Source organism: Thiocapsa sp. (assembly GCF_011390875.1).
Classification (GTDB): domain Bacteria; phylum Pseudomonadota; class Gammaproteobacteria; order Chromatiales; family Chromatiaceae; genus Thiocapsa.
In genome coordinates, this window is the sequence record NZ_JAABRP010000040.1 from 1 (window position 1) to 20,440 (window position 20,440).

Below are 20,440 nucleotides of genomic sequence, written 5' to 3' on the forward strand. Positions count from 1 at the left end.
CCGCTGAGACGGCACATGATCTTGCCCATGATGACTCCGGCTGCCGTGCCGATGCTGAAGGCGACGGCACCGAGCACCAGAATTCCCAAGGTCTGCGTCGTAAGGAAGAGCTCGCCCGAGAGCTTGGACCCGATCGCCAACCCGAGCAGGATGGTGACGACATTGATGATCTCGTTTTGAGCCGCACGACTGAGGCGCTCCACCACCCCGCTTTCGCGCAGGAGATTACCCAACGTCAGCATTCCGATCAGCGGAGCCGCCGAAGGCAACAGGAGGGCGCAAAGAAAGAGAACTGCGAAGGGAAACAGGATCCGCTCCAGGCGCGAGACCGGGCGCAGCTGCTCCATGACGACACTGCGCTCTGCCTTGGTCGTCAAGGCACGCATGATCGGCGGCTGAATGATCGGCACCAGCGCCATGTACGAATAGGCGGCGACCGCGATCGCGCCGAGCAGATCGGGGGCAAGGCGCGAGGCCAAAAAAATGGCGGTCGGCCCGTCCGCCCCGCCGATGATGCCGATCGCGGCAGCATCCGCCAGACTGAAGTCGAACCCCGGCAGCAGGTTGAGGGCAAGCGCGCCGATCAGCGTCGCGAAGATCCCGAACTGCGCTGCAGCGCCGAGGATCAGTGTCGAAGGCCTGGCGATCAAGGCGCTGAAATCGGTCAGGGCGCCGACGCCCAGAAAGATCAGCAAGGGAAAGATCCCGGTTTCGACACCGACGTGATAGATCATCCCGATCATTCCGTCCGGCCCGCCCATCCCGGCGACCGGGATGTTCGAGAGAATCGCACCGAAGCCGATGGGCAACAGCAGGAGCGGCTCGAAGCGTTTGGCGATCGCCAGATAGATCAGGCCGAGGCCGACCAAGAGCATCAGCAGCTCGCGCCAAGTGACGTTGGCGATGCCGGTCGACTGCCAGAGGGTGAGAAGCGCCTCCATGAAGATCAGCCCAGGGTCAGGAGCGTCTGGCCGACTTGGAGGCTGTCGCCCTCCTTCACCGAGATCGTAAGCACGGTCCCGGCGGCGGGCGAACGGACCTCGGTCTCCATCTTCATGGCCTCGAGCAGCATGATCAGCTCCCCGGAGGCGATGACCTGACCGGGCTTGACCTTGACTGCGACCACCGTTCCCGCAAGCGGAGCCGGCACGCCGCGCCCGGCGGCGGGGGGCGGCAGCGCGGCGCTCGGCACGGGCGCCAGCTGCTCCACGACGCCCTCGGGAGAGACAACGACATGGTAGCTGTGACCGTCGACCTCGATCCGAAAGCGCTCGGCGACGGCAGCGATCTCGGTCGTTGCCGGCGGGGTCTCGACAACGCCGGGGTGCACCGGCTCCTCCCACGGTGGTGGCTCGAAGACGCCGGGATTGCCGCGATTTTCCAAGAACTTGAGTCCGACCTGGGGAAACAGGGCGTAAGTCAGGACATCATCCACAACCTCCGAGGCAAGCGTCAGGGAGCGCTCCTCGGCCAAGCGTTGCAGCTCTGCGGTGAGTGCGTCGAGCTCGGGCGTGAGATTGTCGGCGGGGCGGCAGGTGATAGGCGCCTCGCCTTCGGCCAACACGCGCTGCTGGAGCTGGAGGTTGACCGGGGCCGGGGTCGCACCGTACTCGCCCTTGAGGACACCCGCGGTCTCGTTGGTGATGCTCTTGTAGCGCTCGCCCATCAAGACGTTGAGGACGGCCTGGCTGCCGACGATCTGGGAGGTCGGCGTCACCAAGGGGATAAACCCAAGCTCCTCGCGGACCTTGGGGATCTCGGCCAGGACCGCGTCGAGACGGTCTGTGGCCCCCTGTTCGCGGAGTTGGTTCTCCATGTTGGTGAGCATGCCGCCGGGCACCTGAGCGACCAGGATGCGCGAGTCCACGCCCTTGAGCGCCCCTTCGAACTTGGCGTATTTTTTACGAACCTCGCGGAAATAGGCGGCGATCTCTTCGAGCAGGAGGAGATTCAATCCGGTCGAGCGATCCGTATCCTCCAGGATGGCGACGACCGACTCGGTCGGCGAATGACCGTAGGTCATGCTCATCGAGGAGATGGCGGTATCGACCATATCGATTCCCGCTTCGGCCGCCTTCAGAATGGTGCCGGTGCTCATGCCGGTCGTGGCATGGCTCTGCATGGCGATCGGGACGCTGCAGGTCGCCTTCAAACGCGTCACCAGGGTCTCGGCGACATAAGGTTTGAGGAGGCCGGCCATATCCTTGATGCAGATCGAATGGCAACCCATGTCCTCGAGCCGACGACCCATGTCGACCCAGTACTCCAGATCGTGCACCGGGCTGACCGTGTAGGACATGGTGCCTTGAGCGTGCTTGCCTGTCGCCAAGGCGGCCTTCACCGAGGTCTCGAGGTTGCGTACGTCGTTCATGGCATCGAAGATGCGGAAGACGTCGATCCCGTTGAGGGCGGCGCGCTCCACGAAGGTCTCGACCAAGTCGTCGGCATAGTGACGATAGCCGAGCAGATTCTGCCCTCGCAGCAACATCTGCTGCGGCGTTTTGGGCATCGCGGCCTTGAGCAGGCGCAGCCGCTCCCACGGGTCTTCGCCGAGATAGCGGATACAGGCATCGAAGGTCGCCCCGCCCCAGCTCTCGAGCGACCAAAAGCCGACCTCGTCCAGCTTGGGCGCGATGGGGAGCATGTCCTCGATGCGCAGGCGGGTCGCGAGCAGCGACTGGTGAGCGTCGCGCAGAACGACATCGGTGATCGCAAGTCGGTTGGATGGATTCATGCGGAACTCGATCTCGGGTTGAATGATGCTCGATCGGCAGGGCGCGCGCCGATCTCCGCCCGCGGGACGATGGGGTCAGTCATCCTCGGGGTTATAGAGCACAAAACGACGCGTTGCGGGAGGCGGGCGCGGGGATCCGATCATGGCACGACCCGGCGCGGTCGTTGCCTCAAGGGCGCTGTCGTCGGCGATACGCCTGGATCGCCGCGCCGACGACCGCGACCAAGCGCTCGGCGTCCGCCGGCGGGGCGGGAGCGACCGCATGAGCCGCGACCGTGGTCGCCGGGAGCACATCCTCGGGACCCCAGCGAGCCACCGCCTTCGACATCAGCACCAGCAGACCGACCAGCGCCATGAGGAACGTAAAGACGATTCCCAGGCCGATGACCATCAGCCAAAGGCCCTCGATCAAAAGGTCCGCGACGGCAGTATCCATAGCGTCAGGCAGGCATCAGACATCGAAGGGGTGACGACGGACCAGGGTCTCGACCCGGTCCGGACCCGTGGAGACGAGGTCGATCGGGACCCCGCCCAAGCGCTCGATGGTCTCGAGATACGTGCGCGCCGCGGCGGGCAATGCCTCGTACGAGGTCGTGCCGACTGTCGACTCGGACCAACCCGGGATCTCGATATAGCGCGGCTCGCACCGCTCGAGCGCGTCGGCCCCGACCGGAGGGGCATCGACCTCGACGCCGTCGATGACGTAGCTCGTGCAGATCTTGATGGTGTCGAGCCCGTCGAGCACGTCGAGCTTGGTGATGCAGATACCGGTGACGCTGTTGATCGCGAGAGATCGTTTGAGCGCGACCATATCGAGCCATCCGCAACGCCGCTTGCGCCCGGTGGTCGCACCGAACTCGTTGCCCCGCTTGCCCAGAACATCGCCGACGTCGTCGAACAGCTCCGTGGGAAACGGGCCGGCACCGACGCGCGTGGTGTAGGCCTTGACGATCCCGAGGACATAATCCAGGTCGCGCGGCCCGACACCGCTGCCGCTTGCTGCCCCGCCGGCCGTCGTCGTGGACGAGGTCACGTAGGGATAGGTGCCGTGGTCGATGTCGAGCAGGGCACCCTGGGCACCCTCGAACAGGACGTCTTTGCCCTCGGCACGGCAGCTGTGCAGATAACCGGGCACATCCATCACGAGTGGCCTCAGCACCTCGGCATGACCGAGGTATTCGTCGAGGACCGCGTCATAGGACAGCGTGGGGGCCTTGAAGTAATGCTCGAGCATGAAGTTGTGATACTCCATGACCTCGCGCAGACGCTCCTTGAAGTGATCGGTGTCGAGAAGCTCGCCGAGGCGGATGCCGCGACGCGCTGTCTTGTCTTCATAGGCCGGGCCGATCCCTCGACCGGTGGTCCCGATCGCCTTGACTCCGCGCGCAAGCTCGCGCGCCTGGTCGAGCGCAATATGGTAGGGCAGGATCAGCGGGCAGGCCGCGCTGATGCCGAGTCGCTCGCGGGCCGGTACGCCGGAGGCTTCGAGCATTGCGAGCTCTTCCTGCAGCGCCGAGGGCGAGAGCACCACGCCGTTGCCGATCAAGCAGCGCACGCCCTCGCGCAGCACGCCGGACGGGACCAGATGCAGCACGGTCTTCACGCCGTCGATGACCAGGGTGTGCCCGGCATTGTGACCCCCCTGAAACCGCACCACGACCGTTGCCCGGTCGGTCAGCAGGTCTACAACCTTACCTTTGCCTTCATCACCCCATTGGGTGCCGATTACAACGACGTTGTTGCCCATCTTTAGTCATCTACTCCGCGAGGATATCGTCTAGTTCCCAACGCCCGTCACGTTCGACCAGCACCTGCCGGCAATCCGGATCGTGCAGATCCGCATCGAACCCGGGCAGCACATGGACGACCCGTCGTCCGGAAGCACGGAGCCGATCGACGGCCTCCTGCAGTGCCGGTGCCGTGGACCAAGGCGCGCAGATCGCCGCGTCGCTCGGGTCGGACCGTCGTCCCTGGCGCAGCAGCTCCTTCAAGTCCGTACTGAAGCCGACGGCGGGGCGTGCCCGACCGAAGACGCGCCCGATGTCGTCGTAACGCCCGCCGCGCGCGATCTCCAGCCCCCAGCCGGGGACGAAGGCGGCGAAAACCGCCCCCGTCTTATACCGGTAACCGCGCAGCTCCGCCAGATCGTAATGGATGGAAACATCCGGGAGCCAGCGGCCGAGCTCGTCGGCAAGCCGGCGCAAGTAGTCGACGGCCTCGTGCACCGGACGATCGGCCTCGCGCAGGAGGGTCTCGGCACGCGTGAGCGCATCCGCCCCGTTGAGCTCGGCCAAGGCGGACAGCATACGCGCCGGAGCGCCGCCGAGGCCGAGCTCCGCGATCAGTCTCTCGATCTCGGGAACGGCCTTGCGCTGCAGTGCATCGAACAGGGCGTGCTCCCCGGCCGGCGACAATCCGGCTTGTCGGGCGAGGCCGCGATAGATGCCGACGTGTCCCAGATCCAGGTAGGTCTCCCGAATCCCGGCGGCACGCAAGGTGAGCATGATCAGACGCAGGATCTCGGTATCGCTCTCGATGCCCGAGTGCCCGTAGATCTCGGCCCCGATCTGCAAGGGGCTGCGCGTGCCGGCGAAGCCGTCGCTGCGGGTATGCAGAACGGTCCCGAGATAACACAGCCGAGTCGGGGCATCACGTCTGAGATGGTGAGCGTCGATCCGGGCGACCTGCGGGGTCATGTCGGCACGCACGCCGAGCAGACGCCCGCTGAGCTGATCGGTCAGCTTGAAGGTCTGAAGGTCGAGATCCTGACCGGTTCCGGTCAGGAGCGATTCGAGATAGTCGATGAAAGGCGGGATGACGAGCTCGTAGCCCCAGCTCGCGTAGAGATCCAACAGCTCGCGCCGGAGTGTCTCCATCACCCGCGCCTGAGCAGGCAGTACCTCGTCGATCCCGGCCGGCAACAGCCAGCGTTCCTCGTTCATGCGTTCTGTAGCCCCGGTTCTTTTCAGTCTCGATCGGCGCGCGCCGGATGAGGAGCCTCAGTTGACCAGATAAAGCAGGCCCACGCCCGAGAGCATGCTGGCGAGGCCGGCGATCCGCAGGGCGCGCTTGTCCTCGGAAGCCATCAGCAGGAGGACACGACGAAACCCATCCGGATTCAGAAAAGGCCAAATGCCTTCGATGACCAACACAAGCGCAACCGCGACCAAGACATCTTGCACCAAGGCGTGACCCCGAGACACTCAATGCGGATCCAAGTGCGCCATGAGTACGCGCAGCGACCAAAGGCCGGCATCTTTTCAGACGTCGGCGCGTTTGTCCAACGCTTGTGACGTGCGAGGGGCTCGAATCGACGACCCGCTGCACGGCGCCGCGGGTGCTTGCAACTGAACTGATGGAGGGCGACCTGCCGCGCGAAGTCAGCGGCGCCGTGTGCGGAAGACGCGAACGCCTCGGTTGTCCGAGGCGTTCGGTAAGTCCTGAAGGTCCCGGGATTACTCCCCGGCTGGGTCGCGGAAGAATCGGAAGAAGTCCGAGTCCGGATCCAAAACCATCACGTCCCGCTCTTGCCCGAGTGACGATCGGTAAGCGCTCAAACTGCGGAAAAAGGCGTAGAACTCGCGATCCTGGTTGAAGGCGTTCGCGAAGATCTGCGATGCTCGCGCGTCGCCCTCGCCTCGCGTCTCCTCAGACTCGCGAAACGCTTCGGCGACGATGACGGTTCGCTGGCGATCCGCATCCGCGCGGATACGCTCTGCCGCCTCACCGCCCTGTGCCCGAAGATCCCGCGCGACGCGCTCGCGCTCGGCGCGCATCCGCGAGTAGACCGATTCGCTGACCTCGGGCGGCAAATCGATCTTCTTCACGCGTACGTCGACGACCTCGATACCGAGATCCTGAGCGTTCTCGTTCACCTCCTTGGTCAACAAGGCCATCAAAGCAAGACGATCGTCGGAGACAACCTCCTGGATCGTGCGTTTGCCGAACTCGTTGCGAAGGCTCGTGTTGACGCGCTCGGACAAGAGGCGCGAGGTTCGTGCCACGTTCCCGCCGGTCGAACGGAAAAACTGCGCGGCGTTGGAAATACGCCATTTGGTGTAGGAGTCGACGATCACGTCCTTCTTCTCGATCGTCAGGAAACGCTCCGGGCGAGAATCCATCGTCTGGATACGTCGATCGAACACCTTGATGTTGTTGAGGACCGGCACCTTAAAATGGAGACCGGGTTGATAGTCGTCGCCGATGATCTGACCAAGTCGCAGCTTGATCGCCACCTCGTACTGCTGCACGACGAACGTAAAGGCATAGACTGCGATCACGAGACCGGCCAAGCCGAGCGGCAAGAAGGTTTTCAATTTATTCATTGCCGCACCCTCCGATCACGGTCGACCGAGCGCTGCGGACGATCGGCTGCCTCCGACGCAACGGCAGGGGCCGAGGAATCCGGCTTCGCGAGGGCTGCCGTGTCCGGCCGCTGCTTGATGAGCTGATCGATCGGGAGGTAAAGGAGGCTGTCGCCGCCGTTTTCCACATCAATGATGACCTTGTTGCTATCACCCAAGACCTGCTCCATCGTTTCCAGGTAGAGGCGCTGTCGCGTGACCTCCGGCGCCATCAGATACTCGGTGAGGATCGCCGTGAAGCGCGCGGTCTCACCCTCGGATCTGGCGATGACCTGATCGCGATAGGCGCGAGCGTCGGCAATGATTCGGGCCGCCTCGCCGCGTGCCTGCGGAAGGACCTCGTTGGCGTAGGCTTCGGCCTGATTCTCCAACCGCTCTTTGTCCTCGCGTGCCTTGATGGCATCGTCGAACGCGGCCTTGACCTGCTCGGGCGGTTTTGCCGGTTGCATGTTCACGGACGTGACCAACAAGCCGGTCTGGTATTGGTCCATGAGCGCCTGAACGCGCTCCTGAATCGTGACCGCTACTGCGCCGCGACCTTCCGTCATGACGAAGTCGAGCTTGCTTCCGCCGACGGTAACTCGCACCACCGTAACGGTTGCGTCGCGCAGAGTCTGATCCGGGTCGGCGACTTGAAACAGGTAGTCGGCAGCATCTTGGATCCGGGACTGCACGGTGAGCTCGACATCGACGATGTTCTCGTCCTGCGTCAGCATCGAGGCGGAGTGGCTGAAGGTCGAGATCTCGTCGACGTTGACCTTCGTCACCGTCTCGAACGGCCAGGGGACGTGCCAGTGAGGACCCGGGCCGGTGGTGTCCACGTACGCACCGAAGCGGGTCACCACACCTCGCTCGGCAGGCTCGACGATGTAGATGCCGGTTGCCAGCCAGATGACCAGCAAGATCCCGACGATGATCCCGACAGCACGCGAGCTGAAGTCCCCGCCGGGGAGATTGAAGCCGCCACCGCCGCCGGGGGTTCCGCCGGAGGGTTTATTGCCGCCGAACAGACCACCGAGTCGCTCTTGGAGCTTTCGCACGACCTCGTCGAGATCGGGAGGACCCTGATCGCCGCCGCCCTTGCCGCTCCAAGGGTCTTTGTTACCGCCACCTGGCTCGTTCCAGGCCATAGCTTCTCCGTCTGTCGAATTCGACTGTTGAGTGTTGGGTTGAGAGACGCTCCCGCAGCAGATGTGCGGAGTGCGAGAATGGTGCGCGAATTTGACTTCACGCGGTCTGGGCACTTCGGCCCCCGATCTTCCCTTTCAGAGTGCCGACGAAGCGCGACGATATCAAGCGATGATGCGATCGAGACCCGATCGACAAGACCCCTGATTCTAGGTGAACCGAACCGCCGAGGGCAAACGTCGCATGGCGAACGGGCGCGCTCGTCAGCGACCCTACGGCAGGCGGCACACGTCGGGACGAGCGTCAGACACCCTCCTTGTCCTTCGAGAAGTGCGTTCCCTTGGCCGCAAGACGCTCCCGATCGGATCGCCCGAGGATGAGATCCATCGACCACCCCCCCGCCGGCTTGGGCTCGTCCGAGATGATCTGCGCATGCTCGAACAACCACGCACGCAGGCGACCTTCACCCGGCTCGAGATCCAGCGAGCAGCGAATCCGATCGCGCCCCAGCCATTCGGAGATCGCCTGCAACAGCAGATCGACCCCCGCGCCCGTCTGCGCGGACAGCCAAACACGGCTCGGCAAGCCAGCCGCGTCTCGTTCGATTCGCGGCGACTCGTCGGGGAGCAAATCGACCTTGTTGTAGACCTCCAGACGCGGGATTTCATCGCTGCCGATCTCGGCGAGCACCTGCTCCACGTCGGCCGCGAGACGGGCCCGATGCGGGGCGGATGCCTCCACCACATGGAGCAGGAGCGCGGCGTTGCGCGTCTCTTCGAGCGTCGAGCGAAACGCCGCCACCAATTCGTGTGGAAGCCGGCCGACGAAACCGACCGTGTCGGCGACGAGCACGCGTCCGCCGTCGGGAAGGGATAAACGGCGTAAGGTCGGATCCAAGGTCGCGAAGAGCTGGTCGGCTTGAAAGACGCCGGCCTCGGTCAAGCGGTTGAAGAGTGTGGATTTGCCCGCGTTGGTGTAACCCACGAGCGAGAGCACCGGCAGCTCGGCCTTGTCGCGTGCCTTGCGCCCTTGGGCGCGTTGCACCTGGATGCGGTCCAGGCGTCGATCGAGCACGGTCATGCGCTTGGCGAGGAGCCGGCGGTCGGTTTCGAGCTGGGTCTCGCCGGGTCCGCGCAGGCCGATACCACCCTTCTGGCGCTCGAGGTGGGTCCATCCGCGCACGAGCCGCGTGGACATGTGCTTGAGCTGCGCGAGCTCGACCTGCAGCTTGCCCTCGAAGGAGCGCGCACGCTGCGCGAAGATGTCGAGAATCAGGCCCGAGCGATCCACCACCCGGCATTTGACCAGGCGCTCGAGATTGCGCTCCTGGCCGGGCGAAAGAGGATGGTTGAAGATCACCAGTTCCGCCCCGGTGCCCCCAACCAGAGCGATCAGCTCGTCGCACTTGCCGGTTCCGATAAAGAGCTTCGGGTCGGGCGCCGAGCGCGAGCCACCGAGGGTGCCGACGACCTCTGCGCCCGCGGCGACCGCCAAGCGCCGGAACTCCTCGCGCTCGTCGGGCTCGGCGGTCGAGCCAATGTCCAAGTGCACCAAAACAGCGCGCTCGCCGGCGCTCGGGCGCTCAAACACGGCAACCTCCTTCGCGACGACGAAGGTCCGCGCGCGGGGCGATTACGGTTGCCTCCAGCTCATGTGTTGCCCGGCTCCGGCAGCGCCCCTTCCGCCGGTGGGAGCTTGACGTTCCTCGCAGGCACGACAGTCGATATCGCATGCTTGTAAATCATTTGGCTGACGTTGTTTTTCAACAACACGACGAACTGATCGAAGGATTCGATCTGGCCCTGCAATTTGATCCCGTTGACCAGAAAGATGGACACGGGGACGCGTTCCTTCCTCAGGGCGTTCAGAAAAGGGTCTTGGAGGCTTTGGCCTTTAGACATGGAGTGACTCCTTATTGTTGTGGTCGCCCGATGATTGTGGTCGACAAGTGTTGCCCGGCAAAAAGTTCTGGCTGTGATCGCTGCCAATCAAGCCGGGGGTGGAGCAGGCGGGACGGCAGCCGGGACAGGCATACCCGCCGAAAAAGCCTCGTTTAAACCGCGCCCGGTGCGGTATGCGTCATGTGTTGGACTGGTTTGGCCGTGCCAGCTCCGACGACTGTTGGAGTTGGCGCGGTTTAGTGTCGTCGAAACGCGGCGCTTTGGCCATAGCCCAAGGCACCCGCCCGATCGGTGCCGAAACAACAAAGCGGATCGGTGTGGTCGCCGCAACACACGGGCTTCGCTAGAGGCACCATCTAGCAAATAGAGTGCCACACATCACGGGCCTGATCCGGATCGCCGGGCAAGAAGACAGCGGAACGTGCCGCGCGTTCACTACGTTCCCACCGAAAGGACTCGGCCGCATTGCGCCTCAGCGCGGGTGCAGCACCGTCGACCGGGCCACCCCGATCAGACGCAGCGCCGCCTCGAGCGGATCCGGCCCGTCGGCGAGCCAATGTGTCGCCGTCTCGGCACGCAGCCAGGTGAGCTGACGCTTGGCGAGTTGCCTGGAGGCGACGATGCCTTTCAGACACATCTCCTCGGCATCGAGCGCGCCGTCGAGATAGCTCCAGACCTGGCGATACCCGACCGAGCGCATCGACGGCAGATCCGCGGTGAGATCGCCGCGCGCACGCAGACGCGCGACCTCCTCCACCAAGCCCTGCTCCAACATCGTGCGGAAGCGCCGTGCGATGCGCTCGCGCAGCACGTCGCGATCCGCCGGGGCACGCACCAGTTTAAGGAGACGATACGGCAGCTCGGCGCTCTCGGCGGCCGACGCGATCAGCGCGCTCATCGACCGGCCCGTCAGGGCATGAATCTCCAACGCGCGCTGAATACGCTGCGGATCGTTGGGGTGGATCCGAGCCGCCGCCTGCGGGTCCACTCGGTTCAGTCGCGCGTGCATCGCACGCCAGCCGACGACGGCCGCCTCGTCGGACAAGGCTTGGCGGAGCATCGGATCTGCGCTCGGCAGTCGGGCCAGCCCTTGTTGCAGCGCCTTGAAATAGAGCATGGTGCCGCCGACCAGAAGCGGAATCCGGCCCTGCGCGCTGATCTGCTCCATCGCCGCGAGTGCATCCTCACGGAAGCGCGCGGTCGAGTAGGCCTCGGTGGGCTCCAGGATATCGATCAGGCGATGCGGCGCACGGGCCAGCACATCGGGTGTCGGCTTGGCCGTGCCGATGTCCATGCCGCGATACACCATCGCCGAATCGACGCTGACGATCTCGCACGGCAGCCGTTGCACCAGCTCGACCGCCAAGTCTGTCTTGCCGGACGCGGTCGGCCCCATGAGCAGGATGGCGAGGGGACGGTGCCCGGACGCGTCGCTCGATAGCGCGGGTGCGGGTCCTACCGGTGAATCCGCCAATTGGGTATCCCGAGCTCAGCGCCCGCGCGAGAACCAGCGATCGAGCTCGTCGTAACCCACCCGAATCCAGGTCGGACGGCCGTGATTGCATTGGTCGATCCGTTCGGCTCGCTCCATGTCGCGGAGCAATCCGTTCATCTCCTCCAGGGTCAGGCGTCGATTGGCCCGCACGGCGCCGTGGCAGGCCATGGTGGAGAGAACCGCGTTGACGGCCTCGTCGAGCCGGGCGCTGCTGCCGTGGACCGCGAGATCCGAGAGGAGATCGCGCACCAAGCCTTCGTGATCGGCCTGTCGCAGCAGCGCCGGGACCTCCCGCACCACCAAGGTGCCGGCATCGATGCGGTCGATCACTAGGCCCAGTGCGGCCAGGTCATCGGCCCGGGATGCCATCAGCTCCGCCTCGCGCGGGGCCACCGAGACGGGCACCGGGACCAGCAGCGGCTGGCGAATCACCGCGCCGGAGCGCCAGCTCGTCTTCAGCCGCTCGTAGCCGATCCGCTCGTGGGCTGCATGGATATCGACGATGATCAGGCCGTCGGGGGTTTGGGCCAAGAGATAGACCCCGTTGATCTGTGCGAGGGCGTAACCGAGCGGGTGTGCCTCGCCGTCATCGGGATTGGCGCCGTCCGCCGCGCCGTCGATAGCGGCCCCCGCGGGCGGTGGTTGCTGAAACGCCAGATCGGCACGCAGACGCTCGGCGTAACCGCCGCGCCCATCGCCGACGCCCAGCGGCAGATGCAGCGTGGGTCCCGGAGCGCCCCCGAGACGGGCCACCGGCTCGTCCCCGGCACGCGGTACCCAGCCCGGCACGAGCGCGCTCGCGTTGTCCGCCGCTGGCTGCGGCTCGCCGAGCACTCCGGCCGAGAGGCGCCGCTGAAGCACCCGAAAGATGAAGTCGTGGACCTGCCGACCTTCCCGGAAACGCACCTCGTGCTTGGACGGATGGACATTGCAGTCGACCGTTCGCGCGGGCAGCTCCATGAACAACAGATAGGCGGGATGCCGCCCGTGATGGAGCAGATCGCTGAAGGCCTGGCGCACCGCGTGGCTCACCAGCTTGTCGCGCACCATGCGACCGTTGACGTAGAAGAACTGCTGATCGGCCTGACTGCGGGAGAACGCCGGACGCACCACCCACCCCCGCAGGCGCAGATCCACGGCCTCCTCGTCCAGGGTCAACGCCTGATCGGCGAAGGCGCTTCCGAGCAAGGTCTCGAGACGGGCGCGCTGCCCCGCAGCGTCGGCTGCGGCCGGCAGGTCGTAGAGCGTTTTGCCGTTGTGACGCAACTGGAAGGCGATGTCCGGCCGCGCCAAGGCGATGCGCCGCACCACCTGCTCCAGATGACCGAACTCGGTCTTTTCGGTGCGCAGAAACTTCCGCCGTGCCGGGGTGTTGTAGAAGAGATCCTGGACATCCACGCTGGTCCCCGGCGGATGCGCTGCCGGACGCGGCTCTTCCAAGGCCCCGTCGCTGCCGACCGTGACCTCGAGGGCCGTCGGCTCGTCGCGGCTGCGCGAGATCAGACGAAGCCGGCTCACCGAGGCGATGCTCGGCAACGCCTCGCCGCGGAACCCCAGGGTCGAGACCGCCTCCAGATCGCTCAAATCGGCGACCTTGCTGGTGGCATGACGCGAAAGCGCCAACACCAACTCATCCGGCGGGATGCCGCGCCCGTCGTCGCGCACGCGCAGCCGCTTGATGCCGCCGCGCTCCACGTCGATCTCCACGCGCGTGCACCCGGCATCGAGACTGTTCTCGATCAACTCCTTGGCGACCGAGGCCGGGCGCTCGACGACCTCGCCTGCGGCGATCTGATTGACGAGATGACTGGAGAGGATGCGGATCGGCTTGGACATGCGCGGATGGGAACAGAAGCGGGGAGCGCGGGCAAGGGGAGCCGCCTGCCTCCAGCTTCCGGCCTCCTGCTTCGCCTCCAGCTATCAGCTGTCAGCTGTTCGCCGTAGTCAGTTCTAAAAAAGGTAAAGGGGACCGGGGACCCTCATAGCTCGGCCGGCAGGTGCTTGACTTGTCGGTATGACCCGAGAGCGTTGGAGGTGTCCCCATGAACAAGCGTAGATATCATTGTGTGGAAATCAAGCAGGCCGTGCCGAACCGTGCGAGGCACAACGAACCGTGGGCGGCAGCCGCTTGCCATCTGCTATCAGCCATCAGGCGCAGGTTGTGCCTCCTGTCGTCAGCACAACGGCTGATAGCTGGAGGCAGGAGGCTCGGCGCAACGCGCCTCACGAGTCTTCCGGAATCGCCAACACCTGTCCGACCCGGATCATATCGTCGTTCAGGCCGTTGCGGGCTCGCAGGGCCGAGATGCTCACGCTGTGCTGCTTGGCGATCCCGGAGAGGGTATCGCCCGGACCGATGACGTATTCGCGCGCGCCCCCGCCTCCGCCGCCGCCCTGCGGGGAGGCGTCGACGAGCATCCCGTGAGGCGGGTACTTGCGGAAGTATCCCAGTACACCGGCGAGGATCGCCTCTGCGAGCTCGCGCTGATGGCCTCGGTCGCGCAGCCGCTTCTCTTCTTCCGGGTTGCTGATGAACGCGGTCTCGACCAAGATCGAGGGCACGTCCGGCGCTTTGAGGACGGCAAACCCCCCACGCTGCACATCGCCGCGATGGACCGCGCCCAGCCGACCGAGATTGGCGAGGACCATGGTCGCAGCTTCGGTACTGTGTTCGATGGTGGCGTTCTGCGTCATGTCCATCAGCACAGTTGCCAAAAGGTCGTCGTTGGTCGAGAGATCGACACCGCCGATCAGATCCGCGCTGTTCTCGCGACTTGCCAACCATTTCGCGGCCTCGCTGCTGGCCCCGCCGTAGGACAAGGTGTAGACCGAGGAGCCTTTGGCTTTCGCGTTGGAGAAGGCATCGGCGTGGATCGAGACGAAGAGATCGGCTCGACCCTCGCGCGCGATCGCGATGCGTTCCCGGAGTCCGACATAGTAATCGCCGTCTCTGATCATCAGCGCATCGAGACCCGGCTCGCGGTCGATGAGTTTGGCGAGCTCGCGCGCGATCGCGAGTGTAACGTCCTTCTCCAAGGTTCCTGCGGTACCGATGGCCCCCGGATCCTCGCCGCCGTGCCCGGCGTCGATGGCGACGATAACCGCCGGACCGCGACCGGGACGCCCCCCCCCGTTGCGAACGCCCGAATTCGGGAACGATGGAAGCGCGACACGCCGGACGCTCGAACCGTCCTTCGGTGTCAGATCGATGATCAGCCGATGTCCGTAGCGCTCGTTCGGGCTCAGCGCGAAGCTCTTCGCGCGCACCGGCTGCTTGAGATCCAGGACGATGCGCAGGTGCGATCCGCCGCGCACCCCGCCGCGCAGGCCGACCAAGACGGGGTCGCCGAGGTCGACCTTCGGCAGGTTGCTCTGCATGGTTGCGTCGTCGAGGTCGATGACGAGACGATCGGGCTCGTCCAGCGGAAAGATCCGGTGTGTGATCGCCGAGGAGGTCTCGAAGACCAACCGGGTCTTTTCCGGATCGGTCCAGACCCGCGTACCCTGGACCGACGCCTGCTCTGCGCAGACGCACTGCACCGAAACAGCGAGCAGCATGAAAAGAAGAAGCGGCGAGATCTGCCTATTCACGAGCACGGCCTTCCGGTTGCTCCCGATTCGATCGATCGTGCGTTGAAAGATAGCATGCCGATAAACGGCTTTCTACGTTGCATCATTGCATTACATCCGACTTCTCAGGCGATGCAGAACGCGCCGAGTCCCCGGAGCCAAGCCCGGCCAGCGCCTCCAGCACGGACTCGCCCGCCGCTGTCCGGGCCGACAGACGCAGACGCCGGCCGTTCGCGGCGTACTCGATCGCGATCACCAAGTCGGGCAGCGGCAGCATACCGAGACCTCGCTCGGGCCATTCCACCATCCAGACGGCATCCTCGGCGAGCAGGTCGCGCAGGCCCAGATACTCGAGCTCCTGTGGATCCCCGAGGCGATAGAGATCCAGATGGTTGATGCGTCTCTCCGCCAGCTCGTAAGGCTCGAGCAGGGTATAGGTCGGGCTGCGCGCGGCACCGCGATGACCGAGCCCCGCGAGAACACCGCGGGTCAGGGTCGTTTTACCGGTCCCGAGGTCGCCCTCGAGATAGACGATCAGACGCGGCGGCAAGAGCGCCGCAAGCCGCGCCCCGAAGGCGAGCTGCGCCTCGGGATCGGGCAGCCTATGCTCGATCATGATTCCTCCTGCACTGCGGGCACGCGATTGGCCACCGGACGAAGGGCGTCGATGATATCGCCCGCGATGAGCCCGCGCTCGCCCGTGCGTGCGGCCCGATCGCCCGCCGCGGCGTGCAGACACACACCGGCGCAGGCGGCCTCCTCCGCGTCGAGACCCTGAGCGCGCAAGGCGCCGATGACCCCGGTCAGGACATCCCCGGAGCCAGCAGTCGCCATCCCGGGGTTGCCGTCGCTGCAGACCGCAAGCGGGCGCAAAGGATCGCTCCCGATCAGCGTCCCGGCGCCCTTCAGGACGACGACACCGCCGTAGCGACCCTGCAACGCGTGCACGGCGGCCGGACGATCCTGCTCGATCGCGGCGATGTCGGTCCCGAGCAGGCGTGCCGCCTCCCCCGGATGCGGCGTCAGCACCCAATCCGGCCCCAAACGGGGTGCCTCGGCGAGGAAGTTCAGTGCGTCGGCATCGACAACCATCGGCATGTCCAGGCCAAGCACAGACTCCCAGAGATCGCGGCCCCACGCCTCGCGACCCAACCCGGGGCCGACGGCGACGACATCGGCCCGCGCGATCAGGCGAGTCAAATCCGCCGAGGTCTCGACCGCAGATACCATCAGCTCGGGACGCGAAAGATTCAGCCAAGCGGCATGTGCCGGATGCGTGGCGATCGTGACCAATCCGGCACCGGCCCGCAGTGCGGCCTCGCCGGCGAGACGCACGGCACCGGACAGGCCAGGTGCGCCGCCGATCACCAGCAAGTGTCCGAAGTTCCCTTTGTGGGCGGTGCGGGGACGTCGAGCGAAGCGCACCGACTGCTGATCCCAGTCGATGCGCCGCGCCGAGGCCACCTCGCCGGAATAGACCCGGGCGGGGATCGAGAGCGCACTGAAACGGATCTCGCCGCAGTACTCGGGTCCTGCCCCGATGAAGAGACCTTGTTTGAGGCCGATGAAGCTGACGGTGGCGTCCGCACGGACCGCCAGGCCCATGACCTGTCCGGTATCGGAATGCAGACCCGACGGAATATCGACGGCGAGCACCGGCGCGCGCTGGCGGTCGAGTGCCTGAATCGCCTCCGCCCACAGCCCCACGACAGGTCGTTCCAGCCCCGTCCCGAGAACGGCATCGACCAGGACATCCGAACGCCGCGGCAGTCCCTGATAAGGCTCGATCGTCCCACCCGCGTCGCGCCAGGCGTCGCGACTGATGGCCGCATCGCCCGTCACGCGCTGCGAATCCCCAAGCTGAAGCAGGCGCACGGCCAGACCATCGGCCCGTGCCAAGCGCGCGATCACGTAGCCGTCCCCGCCGTTGTTGCCGATACCGACGAGCACCGTGAGATCGCGCGCATCCGGCCAGCGTTCGCGCAGGATCCGATAGGCGACCTCCCCGGCCCGGTTCATCAGCTCGATGCCCGGGATGCCGTACTGCTCGATCGCGCAGCGGTCGAGGTTGCGCACCTGCTCGGCGCGATAGAGCGCATGCGGCAGGCGATCGCTGTCGGGCATCGGATTACTCCGCGGCGCGGATGACATGGGAAGCTCCCGCGCGGAATCGATCGCGAGCGACGCTAGGCATACTGCCCCGAAGGCGGATCGCGTCGATGAAGCATCGTGTCGTGAGGTGCTCGGAAGTCATTGATCCCGATGTGCGCGATGGGTTGAGTCGATGGCGCTGTCCCCGAACAAAGCGTTCGAGTCGGCTTCGGATGCGGTCTATCCTTCGAGAATCCGCAATCGCCGAGGCATGACGACGCCGAATGATACCGCCTGCAGAGCTCGTTACCCGCATCAAGCGCCGGGGTCTGGAGCTCGGCTTCCAGCAGGTCGGGATCACCGACACCGATCTGGCCTCGGCCGAATCACGTCTGCTGAGCTGGCTCGCCGAGGGCCGCCACGGCACCATGGACTACATGGCCCGCCATGGGCTGAAACGCTCACGCCCGGCCGATCTGGTGCCCGGCACGGTACGCGTGATCTCGGTGCGGATGGACTATCTGCCCGAGTCGCACCGGGCGATGCAGGCCGCGCTCGATGATCCGCCGCGCGCCTTCATCTCGCGCTACGCGCTGGGTCGCGACTATCACAAGGTGCTCAGAGCGCGGTTGCAGCGCCTCGCCGAGCATATCCTCGCCGAAATCGGCCCCTTCGGCTACCGGGTCTTCGTCGACTCCGCGCCGGTGCTCGAGAAACCGCTGGCCGAGAAGGCCGGGCTCGGCTGGATCGGCAAACACACCAACCTCATCCACCCCAAGGCCGGCTCATGGTTCTTTCTCGGCGAGATCTACACCGACCTTGCGTTGCCGATCGACACCCCGATTGCCGATCATTGCGGCCGCTGTCGCGCCTGCATCGAGGTCTGCCCCACCCGCGCGATCGTCGCGCCCTACAGGCTGGATGCACGCCTGTGCATCTCCTACCTGACGATCGAGCACGCCGGCAGCATCCCGGAGCCGTTGCGCCCGCTGATCGGCAACCGCATCTACGGCTGCGACGACTGCCAACTGGTCTGCCCCTGGAATCGCTTCGCGCGGCTCGCCGCCGAACCCGATTTTCAGGCTCGCCATGCACTGGATACGGCCTCGCTGGTCGAGGTCTTCGGTTGGGACGAGCCGACCTTTCTCGACCGAACGCAAGGCTCCGCGATCCGTCGTATCGGCCACATCCGCTGGCTGCGAAATATCGCCGTCGCGCTCGGCAACGCGCCCGCCTCTCCCGAGATCAAACAGGCCCTGAACGCGCGTGCGGACCATCCCGACGCCCTGATTCGGGAGCATGTCGGCTGGGCGCTCGGGCGGATCGGTTAAACCGCGCCAGCTCCGACAGTCATCGGAGCTGACGTGGCTAAGCCACTCCAACACATGACGCATACGGCACCGAGCGCGGTTTAAACCGCCCGTAAAAGATGCGTGCGATAATGCTTGAGCTCGTCGATGGACTCGCGGATGTCGTCCAGGGCCAGGTGTCGCGACTCTTTCTTGAAGGCGCTCGCCACGTCGGGCGCCCAGCGTTGCGCGAGGATCTTCAGCGTGCTGACGTCCAGATTGCGATAGTGGCAATAGGCCTCGAGCTTCGGCATCCAGAGCGCGAGGAAGCGTCGGTCCTGACAGATGCTGTTTCCGCACAAGGGCGAGGCGCCGGGCGGGACAAAATCGGCGAGGAAGCGCAGGGTCGTCAATTCGGCATCGGTCACGCTGCGCGTGCTCGCGCGCACCCGATCGAGCAGGCCGGAGCGGCCGTGATGGTCGCGATTCCACTCGTCCATGCCGGCAAGTACGTCCTCGGGCTGATGGATCGCAACGACGGGCCCCTCGGCCAGGATGCGAAGATCGCTGTCGGTGATCATGGTGGCGATCTCGAGGATACGATCGGTCGCGGGGTCGAGCCCCGTCATCTCGAGATCGAGCCAGATGAGATTATTTTCGTTCTTGGTCAAATGCCTGCTCTCCTGCAGTCCGCAAACGGGCGAGCCGGCCACCTGGTCTTACCAGGCGGTCGACACCATGATCGACTAGGGTAGCGGCGTTCCCGTCGGCTGGCGACCCTTGCCTCTATCCGGCGAGACATTGCCGGAATCGAGCAGAATTCCACAGACGGCCGAGATCGCCCTGTCGTTTCCAACAATCCTTCGGAGTCTCATCCATGAAGATCCAGTCCATTGTCCTCGGCGCGGGCACAGCCGTGCTTCTCGGCCTCGGGTCGGTCACGGCTCAGGCACAACCGACCGAGAACGCCGAGGAGCTCTACGAAGAGAACTGTCTCAGCTGCCACGGCAGCGAGATCTACACGCGCGAGGGACGCATGGTCACCTCGCTCGACGGACTCGAGCGGCAGGTACAACGCTGCGAGACCGCGCTCGGGCTGCGTTGGTTCGATGAAGACATCAAGGACGTGGCGAGCTATTTGAATCATCACTTCTACAGTTTCGAGCGTTGAGCCTGTGACGAAACGGCGGCTGTCCGGACGCCAGATCGAGCGGATCCAAACCATCCAGGACCGCCGCCGCCAGCGCCTCGCCTCGCGTGTCGACAACGCCTTATCCGAGATCGAAGGCGAGCCGTTGCCTGTGGAGGGCCGAGTGGTCGTCCGCCACGGGGCCAATCTGGCGATCGAGGACGCCGACGGCGACATCACCCATTGTCTGTCGCGTCAGAATATCGGTCATCCGGTCTGCGGGGATCGCGTGGTCTGGCAACGCACCGCGGACAATCAGGGTGTCGTCACGGCCATCCTGCCGCGGCAAACCCTGCTGAGTCGCCCCGACTTCGGCGGACGCGACAAGCCCTTGGCGGCCAACCTGACAAGGCTGGTGATCCTGATCGCGCCGCGACCCGAGCCAAGCGACTATCTGATCGATCAGTATCTGGTCGCCGCGGAGACCATGGGGGTGGAGGCCGTCATCGTAGCCAACAAGATGGACCTACTCGACGGCGACGACCGTGCGGCGTTTCAGGAACGCTTCGCCTATTACGCGGCCATCGGCTATTCACTTCTCTGGACCAGCCTGCGCGAGCCGGAGACCCTGGTCGACTTGATCCGTCATCTCGGCGGGCAAACGAGCATCCTGGTGGGCCAATCCGGGGTCGGAAAATCATCCTTGGTCAAGGTACTGCTGCCGGATCACGAGATCCAG

General features: G+C 65.2%; 19 protein-coding genes. 3 read left to right on the forward strand and 16 right to left on the reverse strand.

Translation table 11 applies throughout. The annotated features are described in order from the left end of the window. The 15 genes from GPT33_RS04910 to GPT33_RS04980 form a co-directional block, all read right to left on the reverse strand. The coding region (locus tag GPT33_RS04910) for a sodium ion-translocating decarboxylase subunit beta (protein WP_296806205.1) at nucleotides 1-941 on the reverse strand (941 nt) is incomplete at its 3' end. 5 nt (nucleotides 942-946) lie between these two features. Further along, on the reverse strand, nucleotides 947-2,734 hold the full coding sequence (gene oadA, locus GPT33_RS04915) for a sodium-extruding oxaloacetate decarboxylase subunit alpha (protein WP_296806206.1): 1,788 nt from the start codon (nucleotides 2,732-2,734) through the stop codon (nucleotides 947-949). 169 nt (nucleotides 2,735-2,903) lie between these two features. Continuing rightward, nucleotides 2,904-3,170 (reverse strand): OadG family protein, encoded by a 267-nt coding sequence (locus GPT33_RS04920; protein WP_296806207.1) that lies wholly within the window; start codon nucleotides 3,168-3,170, stop codon nucleotides 2,904-2,906. A gap of 15 nt (nucleotides 3,171-3,185) precedes the next feature. Next, nucleotides 3,186-4,481, reverse strand: a complete 1,296-nt coding sequence (locus GPT33_RS04925; RefSeq protein ID WP_296806208.1) for an adenylosuccinate synthase — start codon at nucleotides 4,479-4,481, stop codon at nucleotides 3,186-3,188. Nucleotides 4,482-4,491: 10 nt separating this feature from the next. Then, the gene (locus GPT33_RS04930; protein ID WP_296806209.1) at nucleotides 4,492-5,676 is read right to left on the reverse strand and encodes an ATP phosphoribosyltransferase regulatory subunit; all 1,185 of its coding nucleotides are present in this window, start codon (nucleotides 5,674-5,676) and stop codon (nucleotides 4,492-4,494) included. Between the two features lie 57 nt (nucleotides 5,677-5,733). Then, on the reverse strand, nucleotides 5,734-5,937 hold the full coding sequence (locus tag GPT33_RS04935) for a DUF2065 domain-containing protein (protein WP_296806210.1): 204 nt from the start codon (nucleotides 5,935-5,937) through the stop codon (nucleotides 5,734-5,736). A 252-nt stretch (nucleotides 5,938-6,189) separates the two neighbouring features. Beyond that, nucleotides 6,190-7,059, reverse strand: coding sequence for a protease modulator HflC (hflC, locus tag GPT33_RS04940; protein ID WP_296806211.1), 870 nt, complete (start codon nucleotides 7,057-7,059; stop codon nucleotides 6,190-6,192). Beyond that, on the reverse strand, nucleotides 7,056-8,228 hold the full coding sequence (gene hflK, locus GPT33_RS04945; protein WP_296806212.1) for an FtsH protease activity modulator HflK: 1,173 nt from the start codon (nucleotides 8,226-8,228) through the stop codon (nucleotides 7,056-7,058). Before hflK ends, hflC begins: the two co-directional genes overlap by 4 nt. A 301-nt stretch (nucleotides 8,229-8,529) precedes the next feature. After that, nucleotides 8,530-9,816 (reverse strand): ribosome rescue GTPase HflX, encoded by a 1,287-nt coding sequence (gene hflX / locus GPT33_RS04950; protein ID WP_296806213.1) that lies wholly within the window; start codon nucleotides 9,814-9,816, stop codon nucleotides 8,530-8,532. Between the two features lie 59 nt (nucleotides 9,817-9,875). Beyond that, complete coding sequence (hfq, locus tag GPT33_RS04955) at nucleotides 9,876-10,127, reverse strand: RNA chaperone Hfq (RefSeq protein ID WP_007194652.1); 252 nt, start codon at nucleotides 10,125-10,127, stop codon at nucleotides 9,876-9,878. 472 nt (nucleotides 10,128-10,599) lie between these two features. Then, nucleotides 10,600-11,523: a tRNA (adenosine(37)-N6)-dimethylallyltransferase MiaA gene (gene miaA, locus GPT33_RS04960; protein WP_296806222.1), complete on the reverse strand. Its 924-nt coding sequence runs from the start codon at nucleotides 11,521-11,523 to the stop codon at nucleotides 10,600-10,602. A gap of 93 nt (nucleotides 11,524-11,616) precedes the next feature. Next, nucleotides 11,617-13,458 (reverse strand): DNA mismatch repair endonuclease MutL, encoded by a 1,842-nt coding sequence (gene mutL, locus GPT33_RS04965; RefSeq protein WP_296806214.1) that lies wholly within the window; start codon nucleotides 13,456-13,458, stop codon nucleotides 11,617-11,619. A 387-nt stretch (nucleotides 13,459-13,845) separates the two neighbouring features. Further along, nucleotides 13,846-15,213, reverse strand: a complete 1,368-nt coding sequence (locus GPT33_RS04970; protein WP_363929034.1) for an N-acetylmuramoyl-L-alanine amidase — start codon at nucleotides 15,211-15,213, stop codon at nucleotides 13,846-13,848. 82 nt (nucleotides 15,214-15,295) lie between these two features. Then, complete coding sequence (gene tsaE / locus GPT33_RS04975; protein ID WP_296806216.1) at nucleotides 15,296-15,808, reverse strand: tRNA (adenosine(37)-N6)-threonylcarbamoyltransferase complex ATPase subunit type 1 TsaE; 513 nt, start codon at nucleotides 15,806-15,808, stop codon at nucleotides 15,296-15,298. Then, the gene (locus GPT33_RS04980; protein ID WP_296806217.1) at nucleotides 15,805-17,316 is read right to left on the reverse strand and encodes an NAD(P)H-hydrate dehydratase; all 1,512 of its coding nucleotides are present in this window, start codon (nucleotides 17,314-17,316) and stop codon (nucleotides 15,805-15,807) included. Before GPT33_RS04980 ends, tsaE begins: the two co-directional genes overlap by 4 nt. Before the next feature lie 251 nt (nucleotides 17,317-17,567). Between GPT33_RS04980 and queG the strand changes: the two genes are divergently transcribed. Beyond that, nucleotides 17,568-18,614 carry a tRNA epoxyqueuosine(34) reductase QueG gene (gene queG, locus GPT33_RS04985; RefSeq protein WP_296806218.1) on the forward strand — a complete coding sequence of 349 codons (1,047 nt, stop codon included), beginning with the start codon at nucleotides 17,568-17,570 and terminating at the stop codon, nucleotides 18,612-18,614. An 80-nt stretch (nucleotides 18,615-18,694) separates the two neighbouring features. On the opposite strand, the gene orn is transcribed toward queG, so the two are convergent. Continuing rightward, nucleotides 18,695-19,243: an oligoribonuclease gene (orn, locus tag GPT33_RS04990; RefSeq protein WP_296806219.1), complete on the reverse strand. Its 549-nt coding sequence runs from the start codon at nucleotides 19,241-19,243 to the stop codon at nucleotides 18,695-18,697. A 206-nt stretch (nucleotides 19,244-19,449) separates the two neighbouring features. Here orn and GPT33_RS04995 point away from each other — a divergent pair, with 206 nt between their 5' ends. Together GPT33_RS04995 and rsgA are read left to right on the forward strand one after the other, a co-directional pair. Beyond that, the gene (locus GPT33_RS04995) at nucleotides 19,450-19,743 is read left to right on the forward strand and encodes a cytochrome c (RefSeq protein WP_296806220.1); all 294 of its coding nucleotides are present in this window, start codon (nucleotides 19,450-19,452) and stop codon (nucleotides 19,741-19,743) included. A 4-nt stretch (nucleotides 19,744-19,747) separates the two neighbouring features. Then, the coding region (rsgA, locus tag GPT33_RS05000) for a ribosome small subunit-dependent GTPase A (RefSeq protein ID WP_296806221.1) at nucleotides 19,748-20,440 on the forward strand (693 nt) is incomplete at its 3' end.

Bases quoted from the DNA above. Each gene is read 5' to 3' on its own strand.
- oadA (WP_296806206.1), bottom strand. From the start codon at position 2,734: ATGAATCCATCCAACCGACTTGCGATCACCGATGTCGTTCTGCGCGAC.
- GPT33_RS04925 (WP_296806208.1), bottom strand. From the start codon at position 4,481: ATGGGCAACAACGTCGTTGTAATCGGCACCCAATGGGGTGATGAAGGC.
- hflC (WP_296806211.1), bottom strand. From the start codon at position 7,059: ATGAATAAATTGAAAACCTTCTTGCCGCTCGGCTTGGCCGGTCTCGTG.
- GPT33_RS04980 (WP_296806217.1), bottom strand. From the start codon at position 17,316: ATGCCCGACAGCGATCGCCTGCCGCATGCGCTCTATCGCGCCGAGCAG.
- GPT33_RS04930 (WP_296806209.1), bottom strand. From the start codon at position 5,676: ATGAACGAGGAACGCTGGCTGTTGCCGGCCGGGATCGACGAGGTACTG.
- mutL (WP_296806214.1), bottom strand. From the start codon at position 13,458: ATGTCCAAGCCGATCCGCATCCTCTCCAGTCATCTCGTCAATCAGATC.
- hfq (WP_007194652.1), bottom strand. From the start codon at position 10,127: ATGTCTAAAGGCCAAAGCCTCCAAGACCCTTTTCTGAACGCCCTGAGG.
- tsaE (WP_296806216.1), bottom strand. From the start codon at position 15,808: ATGATCGAGCATAGGCTGCCCGATCCCGAGGCGCAGCTCGCCTTCGGG.
- miaA (WP_296806222.1), bottom strand. From the start codon at position 11,523: ATGGGGCCGACCGCGTCCGGCAAGACAGACTTGGCGGTCGAGCTGGTG.
- GPT33_RS04920 (WP_296806207.1), bottom strand. From the start codon at position 3,170: ATGGATACTGCCGTCGCGGACCTTTTGATCGAGGGCCTTTGGCTGATG.
- hflK (WP_296806212.1), bottom strand. From the start codon at position 8,228: ATGGCCTGGAACGAGCCAGGTGGCGGTAACAAAGACCCTTGGAGCGGC.
- queG (WP_296806218.1), top strand. From the start codon at position 17,568: ATGATACCGCCTGCAGAGCTCGTTACCCGCATCAAGCGCCGGGGTCTG.
- GPT33_RS04995 (WP_296806220.1), top strand. From the start codon at position 19,450: ATGAAGATCCAGTCCATTGTCCTCGGCGCGGGCACAGCCGTGCTTCTC.